Source organism: Bacillus sp. 5RYD7K, assembly GCF_059831465.1.
The window spans coordinates 3,430,539-3,444,613 of the sequence record NZ_CP191200.1 but is presented as its reverse complement, the minus strand read 5'-3'; the positions used below and the strand labels follow the sequence as shown (position 1 = coordinate 3,444,613).

At 46.9% G+C, this 14,075-nt stretch carries 15 protein-coding genes; 14 read left to right on the top strand and 1 reads right to left on the bottom strand.

Going from position 1 to position 14,075, the window contains the following annotated elements; all coding sequences use genetic code 11:
• The first annotated feature begins 156 nt into the window (after window positions 1-156).
• On the top strand, window positions 157-753 hold the full coding sequence (gene rok, locus ACQE26_RS16675; protein WP_047475244.1) for a transcriptional regulator Rok: 597 nt from the start codon (window positions 157-159) through the stop codon (window positions 751-753).
• A gap of 20 nt (window positions 754-773) precedes the next feature.
• Here the strand turns inward: rok and ACQE26_RS16670 are convergent, their stop codons facing one another.
• Window positions 774-1,748, bottom strand: a complete 975-nt coding sequence (locus tag ACQE26_RS16670; RefSeq protein WP_500470097.1) for a sporulation protein — start codon at window positions 1,746-1,748, stop codon at window positions 774-776.
• A gap of 144 nt (window positions 1,749-1,892) precedes the next feature.
• On the opposite strand from ACQE26_RS16670, the gene ACQE26_RS16665 reads away from it, so the two are divergent.
• From ACQE26_RS16665 to ACQE26_RS16605, 13 genes are all read left to right on the top strand, one after another.
• Window positions 1,893-2,495 (top strand): molybdenum cofactor guanylyltransferase, encoded by a 603-nt coding sequence (locus ACQE26_RS16665; RefSeq protein WP_500470096.1) that lies wholly within the window; start codon window positions 1,893-1,895, stop codon window positions 2,493-2,495.
• Window positions 2,496-2,546: 51 nt separating this feature from the next.
• The gene (locus tag ACQE26_RS16660) at window positions 2,547-3,566 is read left to right on the top strand and encodes a molybdopterin-synthase adenylyltransferase MoeB (protein WP_438421811.1); all 1,020 of its coding nucleotides are present in this window, start codon (window positions 2,547-2,549) and stop codon (window positions 3,564-3,566) included.
• Window positions 3,567-3,583: 17 nt separating this feature from the next.
• Window positions 3,584-4,876 (top strand): molybdopterin molybdotransferase MoeA, encoded by a 1,293-nt coding sequence (locus tag ACQE26_RS16655; RefSeq protein WP_500470095.1) that lies wholly within the window; start codon window positions 3,584-3,586, stop codon window positions 4,874-4,876.
• Window positions 4,837-5,358: a molybdopterin-guanine dinucleotide biosynthesis protein B gene (mobB, locus tag ACQE26_RS16650; RefSeq protein WP_500470094.1), complete on the top strand. Its 522-nt coding sequence runs from the start codon at window positions 4,837-4,839 to the stop codon at window positions 5,356-5,358. The genes ACQE26_RS16655 and mobB overlap by 40 nt, the downstream gene beginning before the upstream one ends.
• On the top strand, window positions 5,359-5,829 hold the full coding sequence (locus ACQE26_RS16645) for a molybdenum cofactor biosynthesis protein MoaE (RefSeq protein ID WP_045926916.1): 471 nt from the start codon (window positions 5,359-5,361) through the stop codon (window positions 5,827-5,829).
• Window positions 5,826-6,059 carry a molybdopterin converting factor subunit 1 gene (moaD, locus tag ACQE26_RS16640; RefSeq protein WP_500470093.1) on the top strand — a complete coding sequence of 78 codons (234 nt, stop codon included), beginning with the start codon at window positions 5,826-5,828 and terminating at the stop codon, window positions 6,057-6,059. Before ACQE26_RS16645 ends, moaD begins: the two co-directional genes overlap by 4 nt.
• A 343-nt stretch (window positions 6,060-6,402) precedes the next feature.
• Window positions 6,403-7,101: a YknW family membrane protein gene (yknW, locus tag ACQE26_RS16635; protein ID WP_500470092.1), complete on the top strand. Its 699-nt coding sequence runs from the start codon at window positions 6,403-6,405 to the stop codon at window positions 7,099-7,101.
• Window position 7,102: 1 nt separating this feature from the next.
• Window positions 7,103-8,239, top strand: coding sequence for an efflux RND transporter periplasmic adaptor subunit (locus tag ACQE26_RS16630; protein WP_438421817.1), 1,137 nt, complete (start codon window positions 7,103-7,105; stop codon window positions 8,237-8,239).
• Window positions 8,240-8,932, top strand: a complete 693-nt coding sequence (locus ACQE26_RS16625) for an ABC transporter ATP-binding protein (RefSeq protein WP_438421818.1) — start codon at window positions 8,240-8,242, stop codon at window positions 8,930-8,932. It abuts the gene before it with no gap.
• Complete coding sequence (locus tag ACQE26_RS16620; protein WP_045926920.1) at window positions 8,929-10,122, top strand: ABC transporter permease; 1,194 nt, start codon at window positions 8,929-8,931, stop codon at window positions 10,120-10,122. The genes ACQE26_RS16625 and ACQE26_RS16620 overlap by 4 nt, the downstream gene beginning before the upstream one ends.
• A gap of 284 nt (window positions 10,123-10,406) precedes the next feature.
• Window positions 10,407-11,162 carry a DeoR/GlpR family DNA-binding transcription regulator gene (locus ACQE26_RS16615; RefSeq protein WP_060962899.1) on the top strand — a complete coding sequence of 252 codons (756 nt, stop codon included), beginning with the start codon at window positions 10,407-10,409 and terminating at the stop codon, window positions 11,160-11,162.
• The gene (pfkB, locus tag ACQE26_RS16610; protein WP_016936279.1) at window positions 11,159-12,070 is read left to right on the top strand and encodes a 1-phosphofructokinase; all 912 of its coding nucleotides are present in this window, start codon (window positions 11,159-11,161) and stop codon (window positions 12,068-12,070) included. Before ACQE26_RS16615 ends, pfkB begins: the two co-directional genes overlap by 4 nt.
• Window positions 12,071-12,084: 14 nt before the next feature.
• A complete protein-coding gene (locus ACQE26_RS16605; protein ID WP_500470091.1) occupies window positions 12,085-13,989 on the top strand; it encodes a PTS fructose transporter subunit IIABC in 1,905 nt (634 codons plus the stop codon).
• Window positions 13,990-14,075: the final 86 nt, after the last annotated feature.

Here is a 14,075-nt window from a genome sequence, read left to right as displayed (position 1 = left end):
AAGGGTTTTTGTATAGAAAGTACCATTTTCAGAAAATAAGCAATTTTTCATAGAGTAAATAAAATAGTAAAATGCTAAAATAATAGTTGATAAAATTACTTTTGTAATCTAATATCTAAATAAAAGCGTTTAAATTTTTGACAGGGGGTTTTACACATGTTTAATGAAAGAGAAGCGCTGCGCTTACGTTTAGAACAATTGAACGAGGCAGAGGTAAAAGTCATTCGTGAATATCAAATAGAACGTGATAAAATATATGCAAAACTGAGAGAATTAGACAATACGGGCAGCCTGTCCGATACAAAAAAAGAGTTTCGTCCGGAGAAAAAAAGTGACTCTCTCCCAGTGCTTGCAGAGCTTGCGGCACAGGAAATGAGAAGCTACCAAAAGCCGCAGACACAGCCTCAATCCTCACAGCCGCAAATGCAGTCTATTACGTCCCTTCCCGCCGGCATTCCGGACGGTTCTACAAGAAGAAGAAGAGGGACGGCAAGACCGGGTTCAAAAGCGGCAAAACTGCGCGAAGCAGCCATTAAAACATTGAAGCGCCACAATGCGGCGATCAAAAGTTCGGAGCTGCAAAAGGAAATTGAGAAGGAAAGCGGCCTTGAAATCCCTAATATGACAACGTTTATGCAAAGTTTAATTAAAATGTATCCGGAAGTGAAAAAACCATACCGCGGCCAATATATTCTTGAGGGGGAAATTTCTCAGGAAACAGAAGAAACGGCAAATGATACGGCTGCTGAATAAACAGTAAAAAACTGCTTGCGTTACTCAAGCAGTTTTTTTGAGTTGTCCCGCGTATCTTTTAACGCCTTTTTTTCAAGCTTGACGACATATTTCTGGAACGGTTTTTCTTCATCAGCCCGTTCTTTCAACGCGTCCAGCTTTTCTTCAAACGACTGATCACGGGACTCTGATTGTGCAAACTGTTTTTGCAGGGAGATGACTTGTTCGGTGACCGCTTTAAGCAAGTCTTCTGCCTGAACAGTCCCGGCCGCAGCGGAAGGAAGTTCCAGCTCTTTTTCTGCCGGTTCCGCCGTCCGGCTGTCAATATCAGCAAAATGGCCGGCAATCCAAGCATCACTTTCGTCCAGCTGCCTTTTGTACGAGAGAATGGTTTCTTGAAATAACTTTTCTTTCGTTTTTTCTATTTCTACAAGCCGTTCTTTTGTTTCTAGTATTCGATCTCTCATATGATTAATTTCTATTTTAATATGTTTGAGCTGGTATTCTTTTTCTGTCATTTGTGTTTGAAGCCGGATATTTTCTTCTGCAGCAGCCTGAAAACGCCGTTTCGTATCTTCGTGAGCAGTCTGTTCGGTTTCCATGGCGGTCTCAAGTGAGCGGATACGGGTATGTAAGTTTTTATTTTCTTCTTCAAATTTTACATTCGTAAGATGGAGACGGTGTTTTTCTTCCATCTCATTTTTCCGCCGAAACGTTTCCTTCTGCAGCAATTCTTGCAGAATGACGATTTTATCGAGCAGCCCGGCCCTGATTTCATGCAGAGACCGTTCCGTGTTACTTGTCTGTTTGTGTTTTTGAGCCATTGCTTCCAGTTCGTCAGTAAGCTTGTGAAGCCGCTCTTTAATATTAGCGTTTTCCTCTTGAAGCTTATTGTTTTTTTGATGAAAGTAGCTTGCTTCAAACTCCGAAATCAGTTTTCTGCATCTCGAAAGTTCAGACTTCAAATAAAGGTTCTCTTGAGAAGTGTCGTGGAAAAACGGACCTGATATTTTCATAAGAACCATCTCCCTCATGATGTTAACACTACAATATGGGATAGGACAGACGGCTATTCCTCTTAATTAAACTGACAAGCACTGTAATATTGTATTTCGGCTGAGGCGTTTGCTATGCTTTTATATAGAATGGGGAGAGATGACATGAAACGGGTGAATGTAATATTAGCAGGGGGAGCTTCCCGAAGGTTCGGGGAACCGAAAGCTTTTGCAAAGTGGAAGGGCGGCATGTTTTATGAGCAGGCGAAAAAAGCCTTCGGCTGCGGAGAGACGGTGATGATCAGCCGCCCTGAACATATAAAAAGGTTCTTAGCAAACAAAGAGAGACATGTTTTTGCCGATGTGCCGCAGTTTCGGGGAATGGGGCCGCTGGCCGGCATATATACGGCAATGAAACAAACGGAAGGCGAAACATACACGGTCATATCCTGTGACACGCCGCTCGTGACAAGAAAGACCATGGCAGCGCTTGAAATGAAGCTGACCGGAAATGTGGACGCTGTCATTCCGATTTGTGAAGACAGAGAGCAGCCTCTCTTGGCGGTTTATCATAAACGGGTGCAAGAGGTGCTTTTTGATCAGCTGGCACAAAACAAGCTGAAAATAGCAGACACGCTGAAACATCTGTCTGTCTGTTATGTTCAGGCTGAAGACATCGGCGCCGGGCCGGAAGAGTTCGTCAATATCAACACCCGGGATGATTACGCCAGACTTTTGGCGCTTATCGAGTCTTCACATCAGGACTGATGGCGAGGAAACATGGTATGATGGAAATAAAAATGCAAGGGGACAACACAGATGGAAGAGCGCTATTCGCGGCAGACAAGATTTAAGCCGATAGGGGAAAAAGGGCAGAAGGCGCTGGCTGACAGCAGTGTCCTGATTGTCGGGGCCGGGGCCCTCGGAACAGCCGCAGCAGAGGGGCTGGCAAGAGCCGGAGCAGGCCGTATGGCGATTATTGACCGGGATTATGTGGAATGGAGCAATTTACAAAGACAGCAGCTGTATACAGAAGAAGACGCGAGAGAACGCCTGCCGAAAGCCGTGGCGGCAAAGACGCGTCTTTTGGCGATAAACAGTGACATACATATAGATGCTTATGCGGCCGAAGGTACGGCGGAAACGCTCGAACCGCTGATCGAACAAGCGGATTGCATCGTGGATGCGACAGATAATTTTGAAACGAGAATGGTCATCAATGATCTGGCGCTGAAAACGAAAACGCCTTGGATTTACGGTGCCTGTGTCAGCAGTCAGGGGATGTGTATGACGATTATCCCTGAGGTTACGCCGTGTTTATCCTGTCTGTTTGAGCAAATACCCGTAGGCGGAGCGACATGTGATACAGCAGGCATCATACCTCCGGCGGTTCATATCGTCTCGGCTTATCAGCAGGCTGAGGCGCTGAAATTGCTGACAGGAAACCATGAAGCGGTAAATCGGCGCTTTTTTACGTTTGATGTGTGGAATAACACCAATATGAGCGTAAATGTGGATCAGACCAAACGGGATCATTGCCCTTCCTGCGGCGCGGAGCCCGTATACCCGTACCTGCAGCCGGAAAACAGGCCGAAAGCAAGCGTGCTGTGCGGAAGAGACACCGTTCAAATCAGATCGGAAGCGTTAAAGAGGCTGGACAAAGAAGAGCTCGTCAAACGTCTGAAGCAGATCGGCAAAGTCGAAGCAAATGAATTTCTGCTGCACATGGCATACGAGCGCTTCAGAATCGTTATTTTTCAAGACGGACGGGCTCTGATTCACGGTACAAATGACATCAAAGAAGCAAATTCAGTTCTGGCCAGAGTGATCGGACTGTAGTAAGGGGAGGTATTGCTATGCTTGAAAAAAGAACGCCGATACAGGTGGGCGAAGCAGTCCGCCGAGTGAGCCGATATAAAAAACAGGGGGATACCGAATGGGTGCCGCTGGAGGACAGCCTTCACCGCTATTTGGCGGAAGATGTTAAGGCGGACCATGATGTGCCTGCCTTTGACCGTTCTCCGTATGACGGTTTTGCCATCAGGGCGTGCGGTTCAAAGACGGCTTCCCGTGACAATGCCGTCACGTTTGAAGTCATTGACCATATCGGAGCCGGCGCCGTGTCAGAAAAAGAGCTCGGACCGTATGAAGCGGTCCGCATTATGACAGGGGCGCAGATTCCAAAAGGCGCGGATGCCGTAGTGATGCTTGAGCTGACAAAAACGTATTCTGAAAACGGCACGGATTACATGTCGGTAAAACGCCCTTTCCATGCGGGCGATAATATTTCATACCAAGGAGAAGATGCGAAAAAGGGCAGTTCGCTTTTAAAAAAAGGAACGAAAATCACGCCGGGCGTCATCGCTCTTTTGGCAACCTTCGGCTATTCTTCTGTTCCTGTGGTGAGAAAGCCGGTGGTCGGGATTATCGCCACGGGAACCGAACTTCTTCATGTAAGCGATCCGCTTGAACCCGGGAAAATCCGCAACAGCAACGCGGCCATGGTGTATGCCCAGATCATTGAAGCGGGTGCGGTGCCGCTGAACTTAGGCAAAATTTCCGATGATTTTGATGACAGTTATGCGGCGGTGAAGGAAGCCATGAAAAAAACCGATTTTCTGATCACGACCGGCGGCGTGTCAGTCGGTGATTTTGATTTTCTTCCTGACATTTATGCTAAGCTGGGAGCGGAAGTTTTATTTAACAAAGTGGCAATGCGCCCGGGGAGCGTGACAACTGTCGCACGGGCTGATGACATGCTGCTGTTCGGCCTTTCAGGCAATCCGTCGGCATGTTACGTCGGTTTCACCCTGTTTGTCAAACCGATGATTCAGTCGTGGCTTCTGAATGAAAAACCTCACGCCGGATGGGCGGAAGCCGTGTTAACAAACGACTTTCCGAAGCCGAATCCGTTTGCGAGATTTGTGAGGGCGTTTGTTTATCACAAAGATGGAAAGATGATGGCGTCACCGGTCGGTCTCGACAAGTCAAGCTCAGTCACATCTCTTGCCGAAGCAAACGCGTTTATCCTTCTGCCGGGAGGAACGAGGGGATATGAAGCGGGACGGACGGTTCACGTGCTTCTCATCCGCGATGAGAATGGAAGTGAATGGCCGTGGTCAATTCTTTCCCGATCGTCCAGATCGTAGGCTTTCAAAACAGCGGTAAAACAACGTTTATCGAACGTATACTGAAAGCGGCGCCGAAAGATTGCACGGTTGGATGTTTAAAGCATCACGGACATGGCGGAGAGCCGGAACCTTTTTCTGACGGAAAGGATTCAGAACGCTTATCAAAAGCCGGTGCCGCGGTTACGGCAGTAGAAGGGGACGGGGTCTTGCAGCTTACGGCGCGAAAAAAATGGGATCTGGCTGGTTTGATCGGCCTGTATGAATATGTGGGAATCGACTGTCTTCTCATTGAGGGTTTTAAACATGCGCCGCATCCGAAAATCATTATGATTAAAAGCAGCGAAGATTGGCAAAAGCTGAAGCATTTGGAGCGCGTGCTCGCGGTTGTCAGCAGAAGTACGGAGCATATGCCTGCAGATGCGGGCATACCCGTATTCCATGCGGATGATCCGGATGCCATTATGTTTGTGCTTTCGCAGCTGAAAGGGGGATCTGCATAAATGGAACGTTTTCAAATTACAAGGGAACCTATCATTGCGGAAAATATCGTAAAAAAAGTTGAAAAGCGCGAAGCCGGGGCCATCACAACGTTTATCGGCACGGTCAGAGAGTGGACTGCCGGACGGCGGACGGTGCGTCTTGAATATGAAGCATATGAACCGATGGCTGTTCAAATGCTTTCTCAAATCGGTGATGAAATCAGCGCGAAATGGGAGGGAGCCGAAGCTGCGATCACTCACCGCGTCGGCGTCCTTGATATCGGAGAAGCAGCGGTCGTAATCGCCGTGTCTTCTCCGCACAGAAAGGCGGCATATGAGGCGAATGAGTATGCCATTGAACGGATAAAACAGATTGTTCCGATTTGGAAAAAAGAGATCTGGGAAGACGGCGAAGAATGGATAGGCGATCAGCTGGAAACGACGCCTTATCCGAACGGAAAACCGGATTTAAATAAAGGGGAATCACGATGATTAAAGTACTTTTATTTGCCGGACTTGCGGAGCAGGCAGGAACACCGGTCATTGAACTTGACGAAAAGGAGGTGGCAGCGTCTGCTGTAAAAACGCTGTTAAAAGAACGGTACGGCCTTCAGACGATAGACAATGCCATGATCGCAATCAATGAAACTTACGTAAAAGACAACAGCATCGTAACAGAAGGCGATACCATTGCCTTTATCCCGCCTGTAAGCGGAGGGTGAATAAAAGCCGGATGTGCATCATTGCCATCCGGCTTTTTTGCACAGTACGCCGATAACATCGGCAAGAAAGGCTGAATTCCAGAGGGGAACCAAATGGAACTTTAAGGAATTTTTAATTGTGCGGTTTTCTTTACATACACAGGCTTAAAAAGGTGTCACCACAAGATTTTGAGCCTGCTTTCATATCAGTCCGGCGCTGGTCATTTTTTACATAATTATGGAACGTACATTTGAGAATTTGTGTTACAATTTAGCATAAATACGCAAACGGCAAAAAAATTGAAACTTTTATAAGCTGGATGCGTACGTATAAACAGAATAATACATAGGAGGCATCAGCAATATGGAACCAAATCTGGAAAAAAACAATACGGCAGTAACGGAAAAGCCGTCAATTTTCGGCGTCATTACAAGTCCTGTTGTGCAGTTTAAAAGATTAAGAGAACACCCGGTCATCGGCATTCCTCTCCTGATTGTCATCATTCTCATCGCGGCGGGGAGTATTTTGCGCGGGCTCGGAATGAATTATGAAGAACTGCTGAACAGCTCATCTCTTGACGGATTGACCGATGATCAGATTGAAATGACCAAAACCATCGCGAAATTCGGCTCGATTTTCGGAGGGATTTTCGGAGGCATTATCGCTCTCTTTATCGTTCCGCTTATTTATTGGCTGTGCGTCAAAATTTCAGGCGGCGTGACAACTTATAAAAAAATGCTCTCACTCGGCCTCTTTACTGCATTGATTACTAACATCGGCTTAGTCATTAACGGACTTGTCATTTATTTTACCGGTGCGGGCTCACTGTACCCTGTCACATCTTTGGCGAGTGTCATACCGGCCGGAGACGGCGTATCGGTCTTTTTAAGCGCGATGGATATTTTCAGCATCTGGAGCTATATTCTGCTCGCGTTAGGTCTGCGCTATACCGGAGGCATTTCTAAAAAAGCAGGCTGGATTTCCGCAATTGTCCTGTTTGTTATTATGCTTTTGGTATCGGCAGTCGGAGGACTGTTAAATTCAGTGGCAGCAGGTGTATAACATGAAAAAACTTTGGATCGGCATCGGCATCGCAGTCATTGTAGCAGTATTCATCAGTATCAATATTTATAAGTCGGCCGCTCCCGCGGGCGGCAGCGCCGGGGAAAAAGTCGATACCGGGACTATGGAAAAAAGAGAAATCTCATCTGCGGTCATGGTTCCGGGAACACTTAAATTCTCCAAAGAACAGTATGTTTTTTATGAAGCGGATAAAGGAACCCTTGATAAAGTAAAAGTAAAAGAAGGCGACAAAGTAAAAAAAGGGTCGTCGCTAGTCACGTATACAAACGAACAGCTCAACCTTGATAAAGAGCAAAATGAGTTGACAGAACAATCAAAACGGCTGCAAATCGAACAAATTCAAGAAAAACTACAAGCCTTAAACAGTAAAGAAAAAGATCTGGCAAAACAAGCGGGAGAAGCGGAAGCCAAAAAACAAATTGAATCCGAACGGACTGATCTGCAGCTTCAGCAAAAAACGGCTGAAATTGAATTAAAGCAATCTGACCTGCAAAAGCAATCTCTTGAAAACCAGGTGGCGAATCTCAATGTCAAGAGTGAGATGGACGGAACGGTTATCTCGGTAAATCAAGAAGCCGCTTCTAAGAAATCGGATATTCAAGAACCGGTAATACATATAGGCGACCCGGAACACCTGATCGTTGCCGGCAATTTGTCTGAATACGACACACTGAAAGTGAAAAAGGGACAAAGCGTTACAATTACATCAGACGCCATTCCGGATAAAACATGGAAGGGAAGAGTGACGGCTGTCGGTCTCGTTCCGGAACAAAAGTCAGGAGCTGCTTCGGGTGAAAGCACGGAACAAGCCGTGCAGTATCCGTTTCAGGTCAAGCTGATCGGAAAGCTTCCGGAGGGCAAACCGGGGTTTAAACTCATTATGAACATTGAAACCGACAAGCGGAAAGCCGATACGCTGCCGTCCTCCGCAGTCAAAAAAGACGGAGATGAGCACTGGGTCTTTACGGTAAAAGACGGGAAGGCCAAACGCGTGAAAGTCAAAGTCGGCGACACCTCGAATCAGTTAACGGAGATAAAAGAGGGACTTTCAAAGAATGATAAAGTCATTCTGAATCCGGCTGACGGTTTGACTGACGGAACGGATGTGAAAGCATAGATGATTCAGCTTTCAAAGGTGAAAAAAAGCTATCAGATCGGCAAGGAAACGTTTGATGTCCTCCGTTCAATCGACCTGACGATTGAACAAGGGGAATATGTATCCATTATGGGACCGTCGGGATCAGGTAAATCTACGATTATGAATATCATCGGCTGTCTGGACAGACCGACATCAGGCAGTTACAGACTTGCGGGAGAAGATGTATCTTCATGCACGGAAAAAGAGCTTGCGGCGGTCCGGAACAAATCAATCGGATTTGTCTTTCAGCAATTTCAGCTGCTGCCGCGATTGAATGCAAGAAAAAATGTCGAACTTCCCATGATTTACGCAGGTATCGGCAAAAAAGAGCGTGAGGAACGGGCCGAATATGCGCTGGAAAAAGTCGGCTTAGCGGATCGGATGCTTCACATGCCGAATGAGCTGTCCGGCGGCCAAAAGCAGCGTGTCGCGATTGCAAGAGCCATCGTTAACGAACCGAAGCTTATCTTGGCTGATGAGCCGACCGGCGCGCTGGATACGAAAACAAGCATTTCCATTATGGAGCAGTTCACAGAGCTTAATGCAGAGGGCGTGACCGTGGTGCTTGTCACACATGAGCCTGAAGTGGCGGATTGTACAAACAGAGTGATCTTCGTCCGTGACGGCAGTATCGTTTCCCGCGATTCTGAGCAGAGGAGAGTGGGGGAATGAGCCTGTTAGAAAATCTCCGGATGGCTCTCAGCTCCGTCAGAGCTCACAAGATGAGATCGATTCTGACGATGCTCGGCATCATTATCGGCGTCGGTTCAGTAATCGTTGTTGTGGCTGTCGGCCAGGGCGGAGAGCAAATGCTGAAGCAATCCATCAGCGGGCCGGGCAATACAATTGAATTGTATTATCTGCCGAGCGATGAAGAATTAACAGCCAATCCGAACGCTTTGCAGCAAGCGAGTTTTACAGAAGAAGATATTAATGGATTAAAAGGAGTGGACGGCGTAAAGCAGGTTGTCGCTTCCGCTGTAAAATCAATGACGGCCCGTTATCATGAAGAAGAAACGGACATTACGCTGAATGGCATTAACAGCGGCTACACGGACGTAAAAAAGCTGGACGTTCAGGATGGGCGGACATTTACGGATAACGATTTCCTTTCCGGGAAAAGAGCGGGCATCATCTCGAAAAAAATGGCTGAAAAGCTGTTCGGGAAAACATCTCCGCTTGGAAAAATCGTCTGGGCCGGCGGACAGCCCGTAGAAGTAATCGGTGTATTAAAAGAAGAGAGCGGGTTTTTATCATTAGGGCTCAGTGAAATGTATGTCCCGTTCAACATGCTGAAAACGTCTTTCGGCACAAATGACTACAGCAACGTTTCGATTCAGACGGAATCCGCTGATCAAATCAAAACAACAGGAAAAGAAGCGGCCCGCCTCTTAAATGACAATCACGGCACAAAAGAGGCCTATCAAGTCATGAATATGGAAGAAATCGCCGCGGGCATCGGTCAGGTCACGACCGTCATGACGACGATCATCGGTTCGATCGCCGGTATTTCTCTCGTCGTCGGCGGAATCGGGGTCATGAATATTATGCTCGTATCAGTAACGGAACGGACAAGAGAAATCGGCATCCGCAAATCGCTCGGTGCCACGAGAGGCCAGATTCTGACACAATTCTTAATTGAATCCGTTGTGCTTACTTTAATCGGCGGCTTAATCGGAATCGGTCTCGGCTACGGGGGAGCATCACTCGTTTCCCTTATCGCGGGCTGGCCGTCGCTCGTTTCCTGGCAGGTGGTTTGTATCGGCGTGCTGTTCAGTATGCTGATCGGTGTCATCTTCGGCATGCTGCCGGCCAACAAAGCATCCCGCTTAGATCCGATTGAAGCGTTACGGTATGAATAGTGAAACGTCCCCATGCAGTCCGCGTGGGGTTTTTTCTGTGTTTTAAAGATTGAATGAATATAATAGACTTTTTTCATTTATGATAAAAAGAAATGTCATACAATTGTCCCCCTTTTTGTCGAATTTACAGTTTACAAACCCTATGTACATACGTTAATATGAACAAATGTGAAAGATTTTGATAGTTATTGAATGAATTTGAGTGATTTTAGTTGCTCGAAGTAAAAAAAGCGTTTACAATAATCTTGTAGGTGAAATGAATACGTTTTCAAAGGAGGCGGAATATGCTCACTCCTGAAAGGTATCAGCTGATCCTTGATCAGATTGAAAAGCGTGACGTGGTAAAGATTCAAGAGCTGATAAGCATGACAAACGCTTCTGAATCAACGATAAGAAGAGATTTATCAACGCTTGAAGAGCGCGGGTTTTTAAAGCGCGTTCACGGCGGGGCATCTAAGCTTTCCAACAGCCGGCAAGAACCCGATATGCTTGAAAAATCCTCCAAAAACCTTCAAGATAAGCTGAAGATTGCAGAAAAAGCGGCATCTTTATTAGAAGAAGGTGACTGTATTTATCTTGATGCGGGAACAACTGCATTGCACATGATTGATTTTATAGATCAAACAAAGGACATTGTGGTTGTCACAAACGGAGTTATGCATATCGACGCTTTAATTAGGAAAGGGATCCCCTTTTATCTTCTCGGAGGATATGTGAAGCATCGAACAGGTGCGATGATCGGCGGCGCCTCATTAACAGCAGTCAGCCAGTACCGGTTTGACAAAAGCTTTCTCGGAGTGAACGGCGTGCACATTGAAGCCGGTTTTACAACACCCGATCCGGATGAGGCTCTTCTGAAGACAAAGGCTGTGAGACAGGCGAAAAACGCGTATGTTTTAGCCGACCCTTCCAAATTCGGCGAGATTTCTTTCGCAGCGTTCGCCGCTTTGGGCGATGCCGTTATCATTACCACTGAAGCTGAAGAACTTGCATTCGATAATTACCAAGAAAAAACTGTCGTAAAGGTAGTGAAATCATGATTTACACTGTAACCCTCAATCCGTCTGTTGACTATATCGTTCACGTTGAAGATTTTGCCGTAGGCGGTTTAAACCGTTCCAGCTATGACACGAAGTACCCCGGCGGGAAAGGCATTAACGTTTCGAGATTACTGAAAAGACACCACGTGCCGTCAAAAGCATTGGGGTTTGTCGGCGGATTTACCGGAAATTATATCACGTCATTTTTGCAGCAGGAAGGTCTGGAAACAGCTTTTTCTGAGGTAGATGAAGACACGCGTATAAATGTAAAACTGAAAACGGGCGATGAAACGGAAATTAACGGTCAGGGCCCGACGATTTCAGACGAAGTGTTCAGTGCCTTTTTAGAACAGTTCTCCGCTCTGAAAGAAGGAGACATCGTCGTTTTAGCGGGAAGCATCCCATCTTCTCTTCCGCATAACACGTATGAAAAAATTGCTGAGGCATGCAGAAAGCAGAATGCCCGGGTTGTGGTAGACATCTCCGGTGAAGCGCTTATGAAAGCGACAGAAATGAAACCGTTTTTGATGAAGCCGAACCATCATGAGCTTGGTGAAATGTTCAATACGGTCATTGACTCAGCCGAAGCAGCCGTTCCGTACGGCAAAAAATTAATTGAACAAGGCGCTGAACATGCGATTGTTTCGATGGCTGGCGACGGTGCGCTTTTATTTACGAAAGAGGCGGTTTTCCTCGCTAATGTTCCTAAAGGAAAGCTGGTCAATTCGGTAGGCGCGGGTGATTCCGTTGTCGCGGGATTCCTTGCGGGAATCTCAAAACAGCTGCCTTTGGAAGACGCATTCCGTCTAGGTGTTGCTTCCGGAAGCGCGACGGCGTTTTCTGAGGAGCTCGGAACTGAAGAGTTTGTACAGCAGCTTCTTCCTGAAGTTAAAGTCACACGTCTATAGAGGAGGAAAGAAAAGTGAAGATAACTGAGCTGTTAACAAGAGATACAATTCATCTCAATATAGAAAGCAAAGAGAAAGAAAACGTTATCGATGAAATGGTGACAGTGCTTGACAAAGCCGGCAGATTAAATGACAGAGAGGCTTACAAAGCAGCCATTTTAAATCGTGAAAGCCAAAGCTCGACGGGAATCGGCGAAGGCATTGCCATTCCTCACGCGAAGACGGCGAGCGTCATTAACCCGGCCATCGCATTCGGACGTTCAAAAGAAGGTGTGGACTATGAATCATTAGACGGTCAGCCGGCACACCTGGTCTTTATGATTGCGGCAACCGAAGGAGCAAACAATACGCACCTTGAAGCATTATCAAGACTTTCAACGCTTCTCATGCGTGAAGAAATCCGCAAACAGCTTCTTGAGGCTGAATCAGAAGATGCGGTCATTGACATCATCAATCAGCATGACAAAGATGACGATGAGGAAGAAGAAGAGCAGGAAGAACAGGCAGCGCCGTCAGGAAAGGGCAAAATTCTTGCGGTTACTGCATGTCCGACAGGTATCGCCCATACATTCATGGCTGCTGACGCACTGAAAGAAAAAGCGAAAGAGCTCGGCGTCGACATTAAAGTAGAGACAAACGGCTCAAGCGGAATCAAGCATAAGCTGACGGCTCAGGAAATTGAAGATGCGCCTGCGATTATCGTAGCGGCTGATAAACAGGTTGAAATGGAGCGCTTTAAAGGCAAACATGTTCTTCAAGTGCCCGTAACGGCCGGTATCAGACGTCCTCAGGAACTGATTGAAAAAGCGGTTAATCAAGATGCGCCGATTTACGAAGGCAGCGGCGGAGGATCTGCCTCTTCTAATGAAGACGGTCCGAAACAGAAATCAGGCACAAGCATCGGAAGTACTTTCTATAAACACTTAATGAGCGGTGTCAGCAACATGCTGCCATTTGTCGTCGGCGGCGGAATCCTCGTTGCGATTTCATTCTTCTGGGGAATTCATTCAGCTGATCCGAAAGATCCGACATACAACACGTTTGCTGCAGCGCTGAACTTTATCGGCGGCGATAATGCGTTAAAACTGATTGTTGCCGTTCTTGCCGGATTCATCGCAATGAGTATTGCGGACCGTCCGGGATTTGCGCCGGGTATGGTCGGCGGATTTATGGCTACGCAGGCGAATGCCGGATTCTTGGGCGGACTGATTGCCGGATTCTTAGCCGGTTATGTCGTAGTCCTGCTGAAAAAGCTGTTTGTCTTTATTCCTCAGACTCTTGACGGATTAAAACCTGTATTGATTTATCCGCTGCTCGGTATTTTTATCACCGGTGTCCTGATGCAGTTTGTCATTAACACACCTGTAGCAGCGTTTATGAATTTCTTAACAAATTGGCTTGAAAGCCTTGGAACCGGAAACCTTGTCTTAATGGGTATTATTTTAGGCGGTATGATGGCTATCGACATGGGCGGCCCGCTGAATAAAGCGGCGTTCACTTTCGGTATTGCGATGATCGATGCCGGAAACTATGCCCCGCACGCAGCCATCATGGCGGGCGGAATGGCTCCGCCGCTTGGAATCGCACTTGCGACAACATTCTTTAAACATAAATTCTCTAAACGTGACCGTGAAGCCGGTATTACGTGCTACTTCATGGGAGCTGCTTTCGTTACAGAAGGCGCCATCCCGTTTGCGGCGGCTGATCCGCTTCGCGTCATCCCTGCAGCCGTTATCGGTTCTGCGGTAGCGGGCGGACTGACAGAGTTTTTCCGGGTAACGCTCCCTGCACCGCACGGAGGAATATTCGTTGCATTCATTACGAACCATCCGCTGCTTTACTTAATGAGCATCGTAATCGGAGCGGTTGTAACAGCGGTTATCTTAGGAATCATCAAAAAACCGGTAGTAGAGAAATAAGCAAAAAGCGTCCTTTACGGGCGCTTTTTTCAATCATATGCGCATAGAAGCGTTATGTATTTTGTGATGAGTTGTGATAAAGTAAA

Bases quoted from the DNA above. Each gene is read 5' to 3' on its own strand.
- ACQE26_RS16665 (WP_500470096.1), top strand. From the start codon at position 1,893: ATGAAACGGGTGAATGTAATATTAGCAGGGGGAGCTTCCCGAAGGTTC.
- rok (WP_047475244.1), top strand. From the start codon at position 157: ATGTTTAATGAAAGAGAAGCGCTGCGCTTACGTTTAGAACAATTGAAC.
- moaD (WP_500470093.1), top strand. From the start codon at position 5,826: ATGATTAAAGTACTTTTATTTGCCGGACTTGCGGAGCAGGCAGGAACA.
- ACQE26_RS16625 (WP_438421818.1), top strand. From the start codon at position 8,240: ATGATTCAGCTTTCAAAGGTGAAAAAAAGCTATCAGATCGGCAAGGAA.
- ACQE26_RS16670 (WP_500470097.1), bottom strand. From the start codon at position 1,748: ATGAAAATATCAGGTCCGTTTTTCCACGACACTTCTCAAGAGAACCTT.
- yknW (WP_500470092.1), top strand. From the start codon at position 6,403: ATGGAACCAAATCTGGAAAAAAACAATACGGCAGTAACGGAAAAGCCG.
- ACQE26_RS16630 (WP_438421817.1), top strand. From the start codon at position 7,103: ATGAAAAAACTTTGGATCGGCATCGGCATCGCAGTCATTGTAGCAGTA.
- ACQE26_RS16645 (WP_045926916.1), top strand. From the start codon at position 5,359: ATGGAACGTTTTCAAATTACAAGGGAACCTATCATTGCGGAAAATATC.
- ACQE26_RS16655 (WP_500470095.1), top strand. From the start codon at position 3,584: ATGCTTGAAAAAAGAACGCCGATACAGGTGGGCGAAGCAGTCCGCCGA.
- ACQE26_RS16660 (WP_438421811.1), top strand. From the start codon at position 2,547: ATGGAAGAGCGCTATTCGCGGCAGACAAGATTTAAGCCGATAGGGGAA.
- mobB (WP_500470094.1), top strand. From the start codon at position 4,837: ATGGCCGTGGTCAATTCTTTCCCGATCGTCCAGATCGTAGGCTTTCAA.
- ACQE26_RS16620 (WP_045926920.1), top strand. From the start codon at position 8,929: ATGAGCCTGTTAGAAAATCTCCGGATGGCTCTCAGCTCCGTCAGAGCT.
- pfkB (WP_016936279.1), top strand. From the start codon at position 11,159: ATGATTTACACTGTAACCCTCAATCCGTCTGTTGACTATATCGTTCAC.
- ACQE26_RS16615 (WP_060962899.1), top strand. From the start codon at position 10,407: ATGCTCACTCCTGAAAGGTATCAGCTGATCCTTGATCAGATTGAAAAG.